The following is a 15997-nucleotide window of genomic DNA, read 5'->3' on the forward strand; positions in this document are numbered from 1 at the left end:
CCAAAGATACGCCACCATTCATAACATATTGATATTAGGTAAAATACAATTTGAATTCCCTTTTCCTAAAACGAGTGAGTTTCGGATGATAATAAACGCATTTGTACCAATCCATACTATTGGAATTAGCATTTTCAAGTTACTTTCTACTCCAAACCAGTCATTCAAAATCAAAACAACAATAAACAATACGATACCAATCAATGTCCAGATGATCTGTATCGAGAGAAGCTGTTTGTTAGCCGGATTCTGTTGTTTTTTCCAAAGGACAAGGGCAAGTGGGATAAGAATATTTAATGGCGGGAAGCAAATAAAAGGTAGTGTAGAAAGATTTATGATCTTATTCCATTTTAGCGTATTTTGATTTTCATCAGAAATTTCTTTCTCTTCAAAGTAAGATTCATCCACTTCCAGAGCATGAGCAAGAGCCTTGAGTGTAAAACCTTTTGGCGTCTGTCCGGATTCTATCCGCTGAATAGTTCTTAGGGAAATACCGGATTTTGTGGATAATTCGCCTTGTGTCAGACGAAGCTTTTCCCGTTGTTCCGTTAATCTTGACATTTTTTCTAACCTTTTATGATTTTATAACGCTCTTTGATCGTATATGTTTTGTTTGATCCTAACTCAGTTACTTTTTCTGTTTTCCCAAAAGTCCTTCCAACACTTTTTTCCCATTTTCGTTATCGGGATTGAGTTCAATCGACTTTCGATACATATTAATGGCTTCTTCTTTTTGTCCGTTTTCCAGAAGTGCTTCTGCATAACTGTCATAAACATTCCAGCTGTGGGGAAACAGATCAACATTCGTTTTGAATGTCTCAACAGCTTGCTTATAGAAATGTTTCTCCGGCAAATGATAAGGATTACTGCTCCCCATAAAATCGTACCCGAGTGTATTCATTTCATTCTCGCTCAGATAATAATTAAGCGTATCTTTTCTTAACCTTTCCAATGTCTCTCTCGCTTCTGTTTTGTCTTTGTTAAGTAAAATATTCCCATAAATTTTGGCAATACTTTTTTTGGGTGTCTCCACTTTTTTGCCGTTCAGAAGCATCATAACTTTTGTAGCATTTTCGTGGGCATTGAAATGAGCATTATCAAACAGGATAACGGTTTGATGTTTGGTGACATTTCTGAGGATATTGGAGCTCAAACCCATAGCTGCTCCGCTGTGATACACCAATTTTCCCATTGTGGAGTCTTTTTCAATTTCCCAGCCTAACCCGAATTCATCGGGATTATTTTTACCGTTATTTAATTTTACCGGAACGAATGCTTCTTCCAGAGTCTCTTGTTTTAGCAAAGTGTTATTATAAAGCGCTTTGTCAAATTTCCATAAATCCCGGATCGTACTTATATAATCGGCAAATCCTCTGAAAGCATACGAATGCCAGTATCCTTTCACATAAGGTATTGAATTGGATTTTACAGGTTCATCATCATATAAATGAAGATAGATGTGAGGAAATGCAAAATTTTTTATTTCAACTCTGTTGAATTGTTCCGGTAAGGGAAAAAGCACAGTTTCTTTCATCCTTGCAGGTTTAAGAATATTTCTTTTAATGTATTTTTCATAGGGCATTCCCGAGACCTTTTCAACGATCAAAGCCAGGATAAGGTAGTTGATATTATCATAATTTCCTTTTTCGCCCGGCTGATAAGCGATCGGTTGCCTGTTTGCAATAACTCCCGGAAGAAAGTCTTTGTTGGTGAAAACTTTATCGGGATTTTCTTTTTGCTCTTTGTCAAAAAAAGCATTGTAAGGCGGAAGTCCGGAAGTATGCGAAAGTAAGTGCCTGATCTTTATTTCCGGGTAAGGAAACCCCGACAGATACTTCGTAACAGGATCTGTTATTTTCAGCAAACCCTTTTCCTTGAGCTGCAAAATAGCGGTTGCTGTAAAGATTTTTGAGATGCTCGCAATAGGAAAAGTGATGCCGGATGTATTTGGCGCTTTGGTTACGTGATCTGAAAACCCGAAAGATCTTTCATACACAATCGTATTGTTATCAACCACTAAAACATTGCCACTGAATTGTTGATTTTTAACCAATGCATTGAAATAATCATCGATTACCTTTTCTTTTGATTGTCCGGAAATTTTGACCAATAATAAAAGAAGAAAGCTGGTTAAAAGCAGTTTTTTATGCATATCCACAGTATTTTGGATTATTGTATATCCTGATATTTTTTGTAAGAATCATAGCGTATGATAAAGCCTATCCAGATGACAAGCAAAACAGCAATTAGTATCAATTCTGTCTGATAGAGGCCATTTCTGAAAAAATTATTCAGCGAATGAAATCCGGCTACAGACAGTAATGAATAGGTTTTACTATAGACTTTGCCGATTCCCCAGGTACCTAAAAACAATACACCAAGAAAAATCATATTGGAAGCAGTGAATTCGAAATTCAGATGCCAGATAAACCATAAAACGGCAATAATGATTATACTTTGGAGTTTCGGCAGATCTTTCAGCTGTTCCTGCAAAAATCCACGCCAACCGATCTCTTCCAATAAACCATAGATCAAAACCGTGAAAAGAAGTACAAAAGGAAATTGTCCCTGTTGAATATAGCTGACTGTTCCAATGAGAACGACCGGAAAAATCCAGAAAACAAGCAAAGGCAAAAATAAGTTTCGGTAATTTCCTTTCAGGGAAAGCTTTAAAGAAATATTAAACAATTTAACCGAAACCAAAGCACCGATAGCGGGGCCAATTCCCCGGAGCAAAATTTTTATAAATTCGTTGTCAGTAAAATCAAACAGATGGGTTTTCACCGCCAAAAAGCGAAACAGAATGGCAATAGCATAAAAAACGATAATGCTCCCAAGTCCTTTTCTTTCTTTCATAGTTTTTTGAATTAGAATCATCCAAAATTAATTATAAGAAAGATAAATCCACTTGACGATGGGTAAGTTTTACTTCCCGGTAACTCTTTTTCTGAGGCGGCTCAGGCTTTCCGCAGTTAATCCCAGATAAGAAGCGATTATTTTGAGAGGTGTACGCTGGAAAATTTCGGGACGCTGGCTGATGAGGTTGAGATAACGTTCTTCCGGACTAAGGGTCAGAAGGTTGATCTGATCCTGTTGTTTTCGCAGGAACAATATTTCGGGGATCGCTTTGCCAATCCTTAATCCTGTTTCATTACGGGAATAGAGCTCATTAAGGTCTGGATAGCTGATCGACCATAAAGTACAGTCTTCCAATGCCTGTGTTTTAATACCTGAAGGCTGCTGCTTGAGGAAAGAAAAATAATCGCTCATAAAACTGTTTTCATACAGTAAATTGATACAGATGTCCTTTTTTCCGTTCCAAACGAATAAACCTACAGAACCTTTAGCTACAATATTCAAATATTTTTCTACACTATGATAATCTTTTATTACTTCATTTTTCTGAAATTCTCTGACCGTTATTTTTTCCGAAAAACGCTCCCAGATATTGGTTTCAGCATTATAAAATGGAGAAAAAACATTTTGAATATCTTGTGGTGTAGGCATTGATAAGAATTTACTTAATTAAATATTTCGAATAATTCACGTATCAGTTTATCTATTAATGAGATCATCATTACAGTGTCATTAATAAAATTATAAATCTAATTATCAAACAATTACTTATATTTTATGGCTTTATCAACTTCAATAGGATTATTATATTTTCTTATAATGGCCTGCAGGTTCTTTACCTGGGCATTCAATTCTTCGACATTGCTGATTTGTTTTCCTCCGATATTAATATTCAGATTAGAGCTGTTTTTCAAATTGGTTCTTTCAAAAGAAAAAGGATCGTTGTAAAAATCCATCAATAATTTTTTCTTTTGTTTTTCATTGATAACAACAGCTTTATTTCCAAAATTCGATTCCAGAAAATCATCCGTTACAAAATTTTCTGGAAAGTTCTGATTTTTAACAAGCTTGTAGATAAAATTACTCTTGTTATCCTGAATTTCAAAAATTAAACCCGGTAACCCACGAAATTTATAAGGACCTTCATTAAAAGGAATATCCTTATTGAACCACGCAATCCAATGCCGTCCTCCAAAATCAGCTGTTGCTTTTTGAAGATTATAATCGTTATATTTTTTGGTTTCATTTTCAATTTTCCAATTGATGATATCGGTTGTTTTATAAGTATAATAGCCAAATTTGATATTAATGAAATTTTCGTTTTCAGAAGAACCGTTTTTTCTCTTGACAATCTGTCCGGTCATATCCACATGCTTATTATCCATGTTTCCAAATTTTTTATTTAAGGAATCCGCGATCAAAAGATTTCTTCCATAGAATTTGGTTTCGTTTTTATTGATATCGAGTATCATATAGAATTTCTGATGCTCATTTTCAGTAGAATCCAGTTTTAATTGTAATTCATAAATATACCTATGTGTTTGAGCCTGAAAAAGACTTCCGATTAATAAGCAAAATAATATTATTGTTTTCATACTATTGGATATTTCAAATCAAATATAATTATTTATAGAACGTCGAATAAAGAAAAAAAGCATTTGCACGTGCAAACCTGCATCCTTTTTTATTTGTTCAAAAAAAAGACCGATTGTTCTATTTTTTATTTAACTTTGTCAAGGATAAGAATTATTGCTGATGAAAACTCAAAAATCCGAAAATACCAAGCAGCTGATCATCGAAAAAACTTCGACCGTTTTTAACGTAAAAGGTTACGCAGGTACATCGATAAATGATGTAATGAGCGCCACCGGACTTTCAAAAGGTTGCATCTACGGTAATTTTGAGAATAAGGATGAGATTGCATTAAGCGTGTTCGACTACAATTTTGGTAAGGTAACGCAGCATATGAAAGAACGAATTTTAGCCACTGAAGATTCTATCGAAAGATTGCTGGTTTATCCCCACACGTACAAAAACTATTTCAGATATCCGTATTTACAGGCAGGCTGCCCGATTTTAAATACTGCTACGGAGGCTGATGATACGCATCCATCACTTCAGAAACGTGTACAAAAAGCCCTGGATTTTTGGAAAACATCCATCGAAAATCAAATCAAACGCGGGATAGAAAGAAACGAAATAAAAGCAGATACCAACCCCGTAGAAATTGCAGTAGTAATGATCTCGATGATCGAAGGTGCGTTTATGCAGGCAAAGGTCAACAACCATATGGCAGAGCTGAATATAGCGATGTCTTTTTTAGAGAAACTGATCAAAAATTTGAAAGCATAATTTTTTTGCTTACAAAAAGACCGATCGGTTTATTTTTTTTGACAATTAAAATATTTAAACAATACAATGGAAACATTTGATATTACCGTAATAGGGTCAGGTCCCGGCGGATATGTAGCTGCTATCAGAAGCGCTCAATTAGGATATAAAACTGCAATTATTGAAAAGTATAATACTTTGGGCGGCACTTGTACCAATGTAGGTTGCATTCCTACCAAAGCGTTGCTAGACAGCACTCACCATTATTCAGATGCACTTAATAGTTTCGGAGCACACGGTATTGAATATTCGGATCTCAGGTTGAATGTTGAACAGCTTTTTAAGCGAAAAAGCGAAGTAGTGACCAAAAACACACAAGGTCTGGATTTTCTGATGAGAAAAAATAAGATCACGGTTTTCCACGGCTCAGGTTCTTTTGTTAATAATGAAACCTTGAAAATTGTACACGATGATCAGACTGAAACTGTTATTAATTCAGATAAGTTTATTATTGCTACAGGATCAAAACCGTCCACAATACCGGGTATTACTATCGACAAAAAGAGGATCATCACTTCTACCGAAGCTTTGGAACTGCAGGAAAAGCCCGAGAGCATCGTAATTATTGGCGGCGGCGTAATCGGTGTGGAAATGGCTTCCATATTCAACAGGATCGGAACCAAAGTAACTATCTTAGAATATGCTGATAATCTTATTGCTACAATGGATAGTGAATTAGGAAAAGCTTTAACGAAGATATTAACCAAAGAAGGTGTGGAAATCAAACTTCAGCAAGCCGTTTACAAAGCTGAAAATCTTGGAAATACAGCTAAGGTCTATTTCAAAAATAAAAAAGGAGAAGAACAAGATCTAACCGCTGATTATATTCTGGTGGCTGTCGGCAGAAAACCTTATGTAACCGGTCTGGGTCTAGAAAATACTAACGTTGAATTGAATAACAATGGTACGGTGAAAGTCAATGAATTGCTTCAGACAACAGCTCCAAACATTTATGCGATTGGAGATGTCGTGGGTGGCGCAATGCTGGCCCACAAAGCAGAAGAAGAAGCAGTATTTGTAGTGGAAAGAATCAATGGTCAGAAACCTCATATCAATTATGACCGTATCCCTTCGGTAGTTTACACCTGGCCGGAAGTGGCTTCTGTAGGCGCCACCGAGGAGCAATTAAAGAAACAGGGAGTGGAATATAATATCGGTAAATTTCCGTTTGCCGTGAATGCCAGAGCCAGAGCGGGAATGGAAACGGAAGGTTTCGTAAAGGTGCTTTCCGACCCGAAATATGGCGAACTTTTGGGAGTGCATATCATCGGCGCCCGCGCGGCGGATTTGATTGCACAGGCCGTCGTAGGACTGGAATATGAAGTAACCGCAAATGATATGGCTACAATGAGTTATGCCCATCCAACCTATTCTGAGGTAATGAAAGAGGCTTATACAATTGCATCCGGAAAACCATCACTGAATATTTAATATATTTATAGCTATTATTTTTTTAGAATTATGTCAACACAAATCAGGCTCGCAACCCTAGAAGATTATCCCAGAATTATGGAAATTTGGGAATCTGCGGTTAAAGCTACTCACGACTTTCTTGCCGAAGAAGATTTTATTTATTTTAAAGAAGTCATCCCAAAAGATTATCTGCCCAACCTCGAAGTATTTCTCCTTATTGAAAATGGGGAACCTGTCGGATTTTCATCGGTATCAGAAGGAAATCTGGAAATGCTTTTTGTTCACAATGACTACCGTGGCAAAGGCTATGGAAAGAGCCTATTTCAATTTATGGATGAAACGAAAGGCATTACAAAGGTTGACGTTAATGAGCAAAATTATCAGGCTATCGGATTTTATGAAAAATTAGGGTTCAGAAAATCAGGACGATCCGAAAAAGATGGCTCTGGTAAAGATTATCCGATTATTCATATGCTAAGATGATAAATGATCATAATTATCACCACACAATAATTATTAATAAAAAAATATAAAAAATGATTGAAGGATTATATGAGACACACATTCAAGTAAGCAACTTGGAAAATGCAGTTCAGTTCTATACTCAAATATTGGGTCTGCAGCTTGCACACTATGATGACACCAGGCCGATTGCGTTTCTTTGGATCGGAGAAAATAAAAAGGCAATGCTCGGACTTTGGGAACAAGAAGGCAATCTCCATAAAAGACATTTTGCATTCAGCTGTTCCAAAGATTTTATTTTAAAAGATGCAAATACTTTTTTAGAGAAAAACGAATTAAAGGCGTATAATTTTCTCAAAAATGGCAGCAATGAACCAATGGTTTTTGCCTGGATGCCCGCACTTGCTCTTTATTTTGACGATCCAGACGGAAATCAACTGGAGTTTATCCATATTCTGAACGGTAAAAGTCAGCCAGAACTTGGCGTACTCAGCTATGAGGAATGGCAAAAAATCAATTTACCTCATTAGATAATACATATGAATGCAGAAGACAATTATTTAGAAATAAACAGGGAATCTTGGAATACCAGAACAGAAGCACATATCAATTCTGATTTTTATAACCTGGATGCCTTCTTGAAGGGGAAAAATTCATTAAAAGATATAGAGCTTAATTTACTTGGAGATTTGACAGGCAAATCCGTATTGCATTTACAGTGCCATTTCGGACAGGACAGTATCTCTTTAAGTCGCCTGGGAGCGGACGTAGTCGGCGTTGATCTTTCGGATGTAGCAATAGATCGTGCACGGGAACTGGCAAAACAGAGTAATGTTTCAACAACTTTTATCTGCAGCGATGTTTATGATCTGCCCAATCATCTGGACCGTCAGTTTGATATTGTCTTTACAAGTTACGGGACCATCGGCTGGCTTCCGGATCTAGACCGATGGGCAAAGATCATTTCGAAATTCCTGAAACCCGGCGGTAGATTTGTTTTTGTAGAATTTCATCCGGTTGTCTGGATGTTTGATTCGGGGTTTAAAAAGATTGAATACAGATATTTTAATTCCGGAGCCATTATAGAAACCGAAAAAGGAACTTATGCAGATAAAAATGCGGAATTTGAAGTCAAATCAATTGGCTGGAATCACGGCTTAGCCGAAGTGATAGGTAGTTTGATGCACAATGGTTTAGAAATGACTTCCATTGAAGAATTTGATTATTCACCATACAATAATTTCAATAATTCAATTGAATTTGAACCCGGTAAGTTCAGAATTGCTCATCTGGGAGACAAAATCCCTATGGTGTATGCATTGACAGCCTCAAAAAATCATCTTGTAGATACGGAACAATAAAATTTTATATTGTTTCTAACTTAAAATACTCTGGTTATTCAAATTATATGTTTCTTAGATTAATAATTCTTTATCTGTCATTTCTTCCGTTTGCTACTAATGCTCAAAATAGTACTCAAAAAAAGTATATATTTTTTTTGCATAATAAATTTTTAGAAGAACATCAGTTAAATGCCTACCATCCTAAATATGGACCAGCGGCATATACAGCTATTTTAGAAAAACTTCAATCCACAAATTCTGTCATACTATCTGAAAAAAGAAAGCCCGGCACTGATCCCAAGATATATGCAAAAAAGTTGATTCTTAAAATTGACAGCTTACACAACTATGGAGTTCCTTATGACCATATTTCAATTGTCGGAACATCTCAGGGAGGTTATATAGCTCAATATATATCCTATTATGCTAAAAATCCAGATTTGAAATTTGTTTTTATTGGCTCAAGCTTTAAAAATGATTCAATGAATGAAGATCGAAAGTTTCAGCTCTATGGGAAGATTTTATCAATTAATGAAAAAACCGATGTTGGTGCAGAACCATTATCAAGGCAACTTAGGTTTAAAAATTCTGATTTGAAATCTTTTAAAGAAATTACCCTCAACACAGGCCTGGAACACGGCTTTCTGTTCAGGGCATTAGATGAGTGGATCATACCTGCGAAAGAATGGATCAATCGTGATAAAGATCTGTGATAAAATCGTTTTTAGAGTCAAATAGCTTCCCTGCTGATTATACAACATAATAAACCGATCAATCTTCTTTTTTCTTGGCTGAATATTTAGTTTTTTCTTGATAATATTATTGAAACTGCTGTATTTAGCTCTACCATTAATAACAAATATCACAATTCTTATATGTTAATTCTGTTCATCTGTGTACAATAAACGTTTCTAGGTATGATTTTAGATAAGACCATTATGATTAAAATATTATCTTAAAATTGAATACTGTGAATCGATCCAATTATCATATTAATCGGAATGAAAGCCTGGACTATCAGATCTACTTGCAGGCACTCAACTCCTCCAATTCGGGAATTATTATAACGGACAACGCACTGCCAGACAATCCTATCATCTACTGCAACAAAGCATTTGAAAATATTACGGGTTACCATTATGACGAAATCATAGGCCATAACTGCCGGTTTTTGCAGTCACACGATCGTTCACAGCCTGAAAGAGAAAAGCTTAGAGATGCGATAGAAAACAGTAAAGAATGCAGGGTAGAAATCAGAAATTACAAAAAAGACGGCACTCTATTTTGGAATGAATTGTTTGTTTCCCCGGTAAAAAACAATATGGGGGAAATCACGCATTTTATCGGTGTACAAAACGATATTACGGAGCGAAAAAATGCTGAGATCCAGCTAAGAGACGAAAAAGCATCAACCGAAGAAAAAATAGCTGCCAGAACAAAGGAACTTCAGGATAACGAGGCTTTTCTTTCCAGCATCATACAGACTGTACGGGAAAGCTTGCTGGTTCTGGATTCTGATTACAGGGTTCTAAGTGCCAACAAACATTTTCTATCATCTTTTCAAGTTACAGAAACTAGTACGGTCGGCAAGATACTGTTTGAACTCGGTAACCATCAGTGGGATATCGAAGCGCTAAAACAATTGTTGATGAAAATTCTTCCTACCAATAATCCTGTTATCGATTTTGAGGTAACACACGACTTTCCCTACATTGGCAGAAAAGTAATGCTGGTTAATGCCTACCGCATAGAGTTTGACGGACATTTCAAAGATCGGATACTGATAGCGATTGAAGATATCACAGACCGAAAAGAAATTGAGCAGAGAAAAGATGACTTTTTATCCGTTGCAAGTCACGAGCTAAAAACACCTTTGACCAGCATCAAAGGCCTTATAGAAGTATTACAGCGCCTGAAGCCAGAAAATTCTTCTGAGAAATTTATTTCAATTTTAGATAAGGTTGCAGGCCAGGCAGACCGCCTTAATTTATTAATCAACCAATTACTGGACACTTCCAAGATCCAATCCGGACATATAGAACTGCACAAAGAACCTTTTGAAATAGATCAGCTGTTGAGTGATACAATAAGCAACTTCAAATACGGAGATTCAAATCACCGCATCAATCTGAGAGGAAAAACGAATGCGATTATCCACGGTGATGATTTACAAATCAGTCAGGTCATTAATAATCTGCTGTCCAACGCAATCAAGTATTCCCCGGAAGACAAAGTTATTGATGTACAGTCTGACAAGGTTTCTAATTATGTAAAGGTCTCTGTTACCGATTACGGCATCGGAATCAGCCGAAGTGATCAGGCAAAAATCTTTGATCGTTTTTACCGTGCACAGGATATCCAACAAAAGTTCGCTGGGCTGGGTATTGGCTTGTATATCTGTCAACAGATAATTGTTTCACATGATGGTACATTGTGGGTAGAAAGCGAAGAAGGCCGCGGAGCAACTTTTAATTTCACACTACCAATTATGAAAATACAGGAAAATGAAGAATAAAACAATAATGGTCTGTGATGATGACCAAGGCATCCTGGATGTTGTTGAACTGATGCTGGAGATCGAAGGATACCGGGTAATTAAAGTTCTTGACAGCACAACATTAGAAGAACAACTGATTAGTAATCGTCCTGATCTGCTGTTATTGGATCTCTGGATGCCAATTGTCTCAGGTGAACATATTTTAAAATCTGTGCGGTCCAGCTCTACATTAGGCGACCTGCCGGTTATTATTTTTTCAGCCAGTATAGATGGTGCGTCAATAGCAGATAATGCAGGGGCTAACGCCTTCCTTTCCAAGCCATTTGATATGATACAACTGACAAGTGTTATTGAAAAAGTGATTACTCAATCCAAAGCATAATCCAAAACAAAACTTTATGACGATTTTTTTAACCGGCGCTACAGGATATATTGGAAAGAGACTGTTAATTCAACTTTTGAATAACGGACACCGTGTGTTGTGCTCGGTAAGAGATCATAAACGTTTTGATTTGTCAGCTTATGATTCTTTCGGGGATCAGATCAGTGTGATTGAGAATGATTTTAATGATGATTCCAGTTTGCAAAATATCCCTCGGGATATTGACATCGCATTTTATCTGATTCATTCTATGTCTTCTAATGCTGATTTCAGTAAGGCTGAAAAAGTCAGCGCTAATAATTTTTCAAAAGCTCTGGAAAAAACCAATTGCAAGCAGGTAATTTATCTTACAGGTATTGTTAATGAGAAAGATTTGTCAAAACATCTGCAATCCCGAAAAGATGTAGAAGAGCAATTAAAATCTGATCATTATGCGCTTACAGTTCTCAGAGCCGGCATTATTATCGGGTCCGGTTCCGCTTCTTTTGAGATTATAAGAGATTTGGTTGAGAAGCTGCCGGTGATGATTGCACCCAAATGGCTCAAAACATTATGTCAGCCGATCGCCATCCGTAATGTCATTGAATTTCTAACAGGCGTAATGGAAAAAGAGTCGACTTATAATCAGCATTTTGATATCGCAGGTCCCGATGTTTTGTCTTACAATCAGATGCTCAAGATCTATGCGCAGGAACGTAGCCTCAAAAGAACCATCATTTCCGTCCCGGTTCTCAGTCCGAGATTGTCTTCCTACTGGCTTTACTTCATCACTTCAACATCATATGTGTTAGCTAAAAATCTGGTGGATAGTATGAAGATCAATGTCGTTGCGCAAAAGAACAGCCTTGCAAATGATTTGGGATTAAAGCTTCTAACTTACAGGGAAAGTCTTCGGTTAAGTTTTGATAAGATTGAACAAAATGATGTTCTCTCCACCTGGTATGATTCTTTTGGTAATTATCGTTATTCCAAAGATGTATGGAACTTTTTGGAAATTCCTAAAATGGGAGTTTTTAAAGACCGGCAATCTATAAAAATCAAAAATGAGAAAACTACATTAGATAAGATATTTGGTATTGGAGGCAAAAATGGTTGGTATCATGCTAATTTTCTGTGGACGCTTCGGGGCAGTATAGACAAGTTGTTTGGAGGCGTAGGACTCAAAAGAGGACGGAAAAACACCAGCAATTTGGATGCAGGCGATTCGCTGGATTTTTGGAGAGTTTTATACGCAAGCCGGAAAGAGAAAAGATTACTGTTGTTTGCTGAGATGAGGTTGCCAGGTGAAGCCTGGTTAGAGTTTAAGATCGTTAATGATATTTTAATACAGGAAGCCACCTTTAGGCCGCTCGGACTCTGGGGACGACTCTATTGGTACGCCGTACTACCTTTCCACGGCTATATTTTCAAAGGGATGATTAAAAAATTAGCTACCGAAAAATAGGTTGTTTTCCAATAAGTTATTTCTACTCTATTCCATTAAACATTCGATTAATTTGATTCGTATTAAAATTTTAATGGTTCTTTTATAGATTGGCAATTGCTAAATCCTGCTGCACCGAAATTCTTTCATTGAATAATTGTTCAACAATATTTCTTCTATTATCAAAAATATACTCCAACTTGTCTCTCACAATCAAACGATTGATAACTCTTCCAAAAAGGCCGTATTTCATTTCATATTTTAGAAGATCTTTCATCAGGACACCTCCTTCGTTCGATACAAATTCGTGGTAATGATGCCACATCTTGTAAGGACCTTCCAATTGGTAATCCACAAAGCATCTTTTATCATCAACAGATCTGACTTCTGATTTCCATTTGAGCGGGATGCCAAACAAGGGTTTTAACCTGTAATCAACCTGCATCCCTTCGAAAATACGCTTATCATCAAGTTTTGTAATCACCGTGAAATCCATCTCTGGTGGCGCAATCATTGGTAAATTATTAGGGGAACTGAAAAAATCCCAAGCTTCGTCTAGACTGCAATGGAGCTGCTGTTCACGGTATAACTCATAGATCATAGTGCAATAGTTTAATTCTTAACAGCAGTTTCAAGTTGTGTACCAATTATAGAAGATGCTTGATTTTCTACCTATTTTAAATAAATATAGAAAAAATTAATTGCAGTGAATAGATTTTAACCTTAATCAAAACTAATCGAAATTACTGACTGCATTGTAATAAAAATCCGGTTGTAAAAGAATACAACCGGAATAACTATGAAATTGAAATTAAATTCAAGACCTATTTTTTAGGAACTTTAATATTTCAAAAATATAGTTTTAACAAATTCTATTTTATGACCTGGATCATATCAAGTTATTAATTACTAATCTTTTTCTCAGCGGCCATCTTTTTCTGAACATAGGCATTAATATAGTTTACAGGAATCAAATCAAGCAGATTCTCCACATTGATCGTTTTATGCTCATCAAGAATGCTTTTTACAGCTTTAGCTGCTCCGGGATAAGTGGTTAATTGTTCTAACAGCCCGTAAACATTGACCATCTTTTTGTGTGTATTTTCTTCATCACCGCCAAACCACGACCCGTTGAAATGATGACTCACATAATTTTTTGGCAGATCTTGCGAAAAATAAACTGACGGATACAGCGTAACATCGTGTTTCAGTTTTTGAATGTGATCTTTGTACCGGTCAGCCCCATATTCTTTCTCCAGCATTTCTGAAAAAATATCTGTATTGATACGTTCTTCAAAACCTTCCTGTCTGTTATAATAGTCTACGAAATCTTTGGATAACTGATGTTTGGGCTCAGCCATCCAGAACGCAGAATACGGCACGCCTTTGACTTCAAAACCACAAACTGCTTTTTCAACAAGGAATTCATCCAGAGGTAGTTTGAGCTCCATATCGGTGTCCATATAGATGCCGCCGTATTCATACATTACTTTTGATCTTACATAATCGGAGACGAACGCCCATTTTTTTTGTTCGAATGCTTCCTTTACATAATTATTATCTTCCAGCGGCGCATTGCCTTCATTCCATTCGATGATCTCGTAATCCGGATGTACTTTTTTCCATGTCGCAATGCAATGTTCAGCTAATTCGCTTTTGGGTTGGCCCCCGAACCAACAGTAGTGTATTTTTTTTGGTATCATAATGTAATATTAAATTAATTTGGTGTCTGAGTTTTATAGCCATACAAACATCAAACCTTTATAGTACTCAAGATTGAATAAAATTTGATTTTATGCAATTCTGGTAAAAAGCAGTTTTAAATTTTTGCTAATTCTGTAGATCAGATGGCTAATAGGTATGATATTCGATAGAGATTTTCCAAATAATAAACTATTGTTATGCATCCAGCTTCCGATCAACGATACCAGCCTAAGTCTTATGTTGAAATTACAACACCCGAATGGGTAAAAAGTGCAACACTTTATGAACTCAATGTCAGGCAATTTTCGGAAGAAGGTACTTTTGAAGCGGTTATAAAACAATTGCCAAGACTTAAAAAACTCGGGATCGATATCATCTGGCTGATGCCCATCCATCCAATTGGCGAACTACATCGTAAAGGAAGTCTGGGTAGTTATTATTCTGTTAAAGATTATCTGGACGTTAATCCGGAATTTGGAACAAAGGATGATTTCAGAAATCTTGTCCGGGCGATTCATGAGGAAGGTATGTTTGTCATTTTGGATTGGGTTGCGAATCACACAAGTTGGGACAACAATCTGGTAACAGAGCATCCGGATTGGTACAGACGATCAAGAAAAAACACCTTTCAATCCACCCGATGGCGGGATTATGATGACATTATCGAGTTTGATTACAGTCATCCAGAGCTGCGCCGTTATATGACAGACGCTTTGAAATACTGGATAAAAGAATTCGACATTGATGGTTACCGCTGTGATATTGCGAGTTTTGTGCCCATTGATTTTTGGGAAAACGTCAGATCCGAACTAGATGGGCTGAAACCTGTTTTTATGCTGGCAGAGGCAGAAGACAAGGATCTACACAAGAGAGCATTTGATGCGACATACAACTGGTCTTTATGGAACATTCTCCATCAGATTGCCGTTAACCATTACAGCGTTAAAACTTTAACCGAAGCTTATCTTGCAGAACACGTCTCCATATTTCCAAAAGAGGCCATAAGAATGAATTTCATTGACAACCACGATAAAAACTCCTGGGAAGGAACCCCGTACAGCAACTTTGGAGCTGCACTTAATGCTGCCACCATTTTTACCTTTATGATGGATGGGATACCACTCGTCTACAATGGTCAGGAAGCTGGGCTTAACCGTTCGCTGGAGTTTTTTGAGAAAGATGCTATCAATTGGCAGGCTCACGATAACGCCAGGCTCTACTCTACCATCTTTGCACTGAAACATCGAAACCAAGCGCTTTGGAACGGCTGTTTTGGTGGAGAAATGGTGAGAATTATGAATGATAAAATGGATCAGGTCATCTCGTTTGTAAGAGAAAAAAACGGTCACAAGGTTTTGGTATTTATTAATCTCAGCCAGGATACTGTAATAGCACAGTTTGATACGTCCTTTGACAAAGGTTTGTATGTCAATCTTTTTTCAGAAGCTGAGCAATTGGTAGATGACACTTTGGTAATCGAGATGGCGCCTTGGGATTACGTTGTCCTACACCATACCTTATGAAAT

The 15997-nt window shown here is 36.8% G+C and carries 17 protein-coding genes; 10 read left to right on the plus strand and 7 right to left on the minus strand.

The annotated features are described in order from the left end of the window. Positions 1-18 precede the first annotated feature (18 nt). The 5 genes from BXY58_RS09645 to BXY58_RS09665 form a co-directional block, all read right to left on the minus strand. Positions 19-561 (minus strand): helix-turn-helix domain-containing protein, encoded by a 543-nt coding sequence (locus tag BXY58_RS09645; protein ID WP_120213658.1) that lies wholly within the window; start codon positions 559-561, stop codon positions 19-21. A 67-nt stretch (positions 562-628) separates the two neighbouring features. Further along, positions 629-2152 (minus strand): serine hydrolase domain-containing protein, encoded by a 1524-nt coding sequence (locus BXY58_RS09650; protein ID WP_120213659.1) that lies wholly within the window; start codon positions 2150-2152, stop codon positions 629-631. A gap of 17 nt (positions 2153-2169) precedes the next feature. Then, positions 2170-2856, minus strand: a complete 687-nt coding sequence (locus BXY58_RS09655) for a CPBP family intramembrane glutamic endopeptidase (protein WP_170144215.1) — start codon at positions 2854-2856, stop codon at positions 2170-2172. A 69-nt stretch (positions 2857-2925) separates the two neighbouring features. After that, entirely contained in the window at positions 2926-3507 is a 582-nt protein-coding gene (locus BXY58_RS09660; RefSeq protein ID WP_120213661.1) for a Crp/Fnr family transcriptional regulator, read from the minus strand. Between the two features lie 113 nt (positions 3508-3620). Beyond that, a complete protein-coding gene (locus BXY58_RS09665) occupies positions 3621-4451 on the minus strand; it encodes a GLPGLI family protein (protein WP_120213662.1) in 831 nt (276 codons plus the stop codon). Between the two features lie 160 nt (positions 4452-4611). On the opposite strand from BXY58_RS09665, the gene BXY58_RS09670 reads away from it, so the two are divergent. The 9 genes from BXY58_RS09670 to BXY58_RS09710 all read left to right on the plus strand — a co-directional run bounded on the left by BXY58_RS09670 (position 4612) and on the right by BXY58_RS09710 (position 12788). Beyond that, on the plus strand, positions 4612-5208 hold the full coding sequence (locus BXY58_RS09670) for a TetR/AcrR family transcriptional regulator (protein WP_229728421.1): 597 nt from the start codon (positions 4612-4614) through the stop codon (positions 5206-5208). 66 nt (positions 5209-5274) lie between these two features. Beyond that, a complete protein-coding gene (gene lpdA, locus BXY58_RS09675) occupies positions 5275-6678 on the plus strand; it encodes a dihydrolipoyl dehydrogenase (RefSeq protein WP_120213664.1) in 1404 nt (467 codons plus the stop codon). A gap of 30 nt (positions 6679-6708) precedes the next feature. Beyond that, positions 6709-7143, plus strand: coding sequence for a GNAT family N-acetyltransferase (locus BXY58_RS09680; protein ID WP_120213665.1), 435 nt, complete (start codon positions 6709-6711; stop codon positions 7141-7143). Positions 7144-7196: 53 nt separating this feature from the next. Further along, positions 7197-7652 (plus strand): VOC family protein, encoded by a 456-nt coding sequence (locus tag BXY58_RS09685; protein WP_120213666.1) that lies wholly within the window; start codon positions 7197-7199, stop codon positions 7650-7652. A gap of 9 nt (positions 7653-7661) precedes the next feature. After that, positions 7662-8483, plus strand: coding sequence for a class I SAM-dependent methyltransferase (locus BXY58_RS09690; RefSeq protein ID WP_120213667.1), 822 nt, complete (start codon positions 7662-7664; stop codon positions 8481-8483). 47 nt (positions 8484-8530) lie between these two features. Then, positions 8531-9178 carry an alpha/beta hydrolase gene (locus BXY58_RS09695; protein WP_120213668.1) on the plus strand — a complete coding sequence of 216 codons (648 nt, stop codon included), beginning with the start codon at positions 8531-8533 and terminating at the stop codon, positions 9176-9178. A gap of 257 nt (positions 9179-9435) precedes the next feature. Continuing rightward, positions 9436-10980: a sensor histidine kinase gene (locus BXY58_RS09700; RefSeq protein ID WP_221408291.1), complete on the plus strand. Its 1545-nt coding sequence runs from the start codon at positions 9436-9438 to the stop codon at positions 10978-10980. Further along, a complete protein-coding gene (locus BXY58_RS09705; protein WP_120213670.1) occupies positions 10970-11344 on the plus strand; it encodes a response regulator in 375 nt (124 codons plus the stop codon). Before BXY58_RS09700 ends, BXY58_RS09705 begins: the two co-directional genes overlap by 11 nt. A 16-nt stretch (positions 11345-11360) precedes the next feature. Next, positions 11361-12788, plus strand: coding sequence for an SDR family oxidoreductase (locus BXY58_RS09710; protein ID WP_120213671.1), 1428 nt, complete (start codon positions 11361-11363; stop codon positions 12786-12788). Positions 12789-12870: 82 nt separating this feature from the next. Here the strand turns inward: BXY58_RS09710 and BXY58_RS09715 are convergent, their stop codons facing one another. Both BXY58_RS09715 and BXY58_RS09720 read right to left on the minus strand, forming a co-directional pair. After that, on the minus strand, positions 12871-13368 hold the full coding sequence (locus BXY58_RS09715) for an SRPBCC family protein (protein WP_120213672.1): 498 nt from the start codon (positions 13366-13368) through the stop codon (positions 12871-12873). 301 nt (positions 13369-13669) lie between these two features. Continuing rightward, positions 13670-14470 carry a glycosyltransferase family 32 protein gene (locus BXY58_RS09720; RefSeq protein WP_120213673.1) on the minus strand — a complete coding sequence of 267 codons (801 nt, stop codon included), beginning with the start codon at positions 14468-14470 and terminating at the stop codon, positions 13670-13672. A 198-nt stretch (positions 14471-14668) separates the two neighbouring features. On the opposite strand from BXY58_RS09720, the gene BXY58_RS09725 reads away from it, so the two are divergent. Beyond that, the gene (locus BXY58_RS09725; RefSeq protein WP_120213674.1) at positions 14669-15994 is read left to right on the plus strand and encodes an alpha-amylase family glycosyl hydrolase; all 1326 of its coding nucleotides are present in this window, start codon (positions 14669-14671) and stop codon (positions 15992-15994) included. Positions 15995-15997 lie beyond the last annotated feature (3 nt).

Source organism: Epilithonimonas arachidiradicis, assembly GCF_003610695.1.
Classification (GTDB): Bacteria; Bacteroidota; Bacteroidia; order Flavobacteriales; family Weeksellaceae; genus Epilithonimonas; species Epilithonimonas arachidiradicis.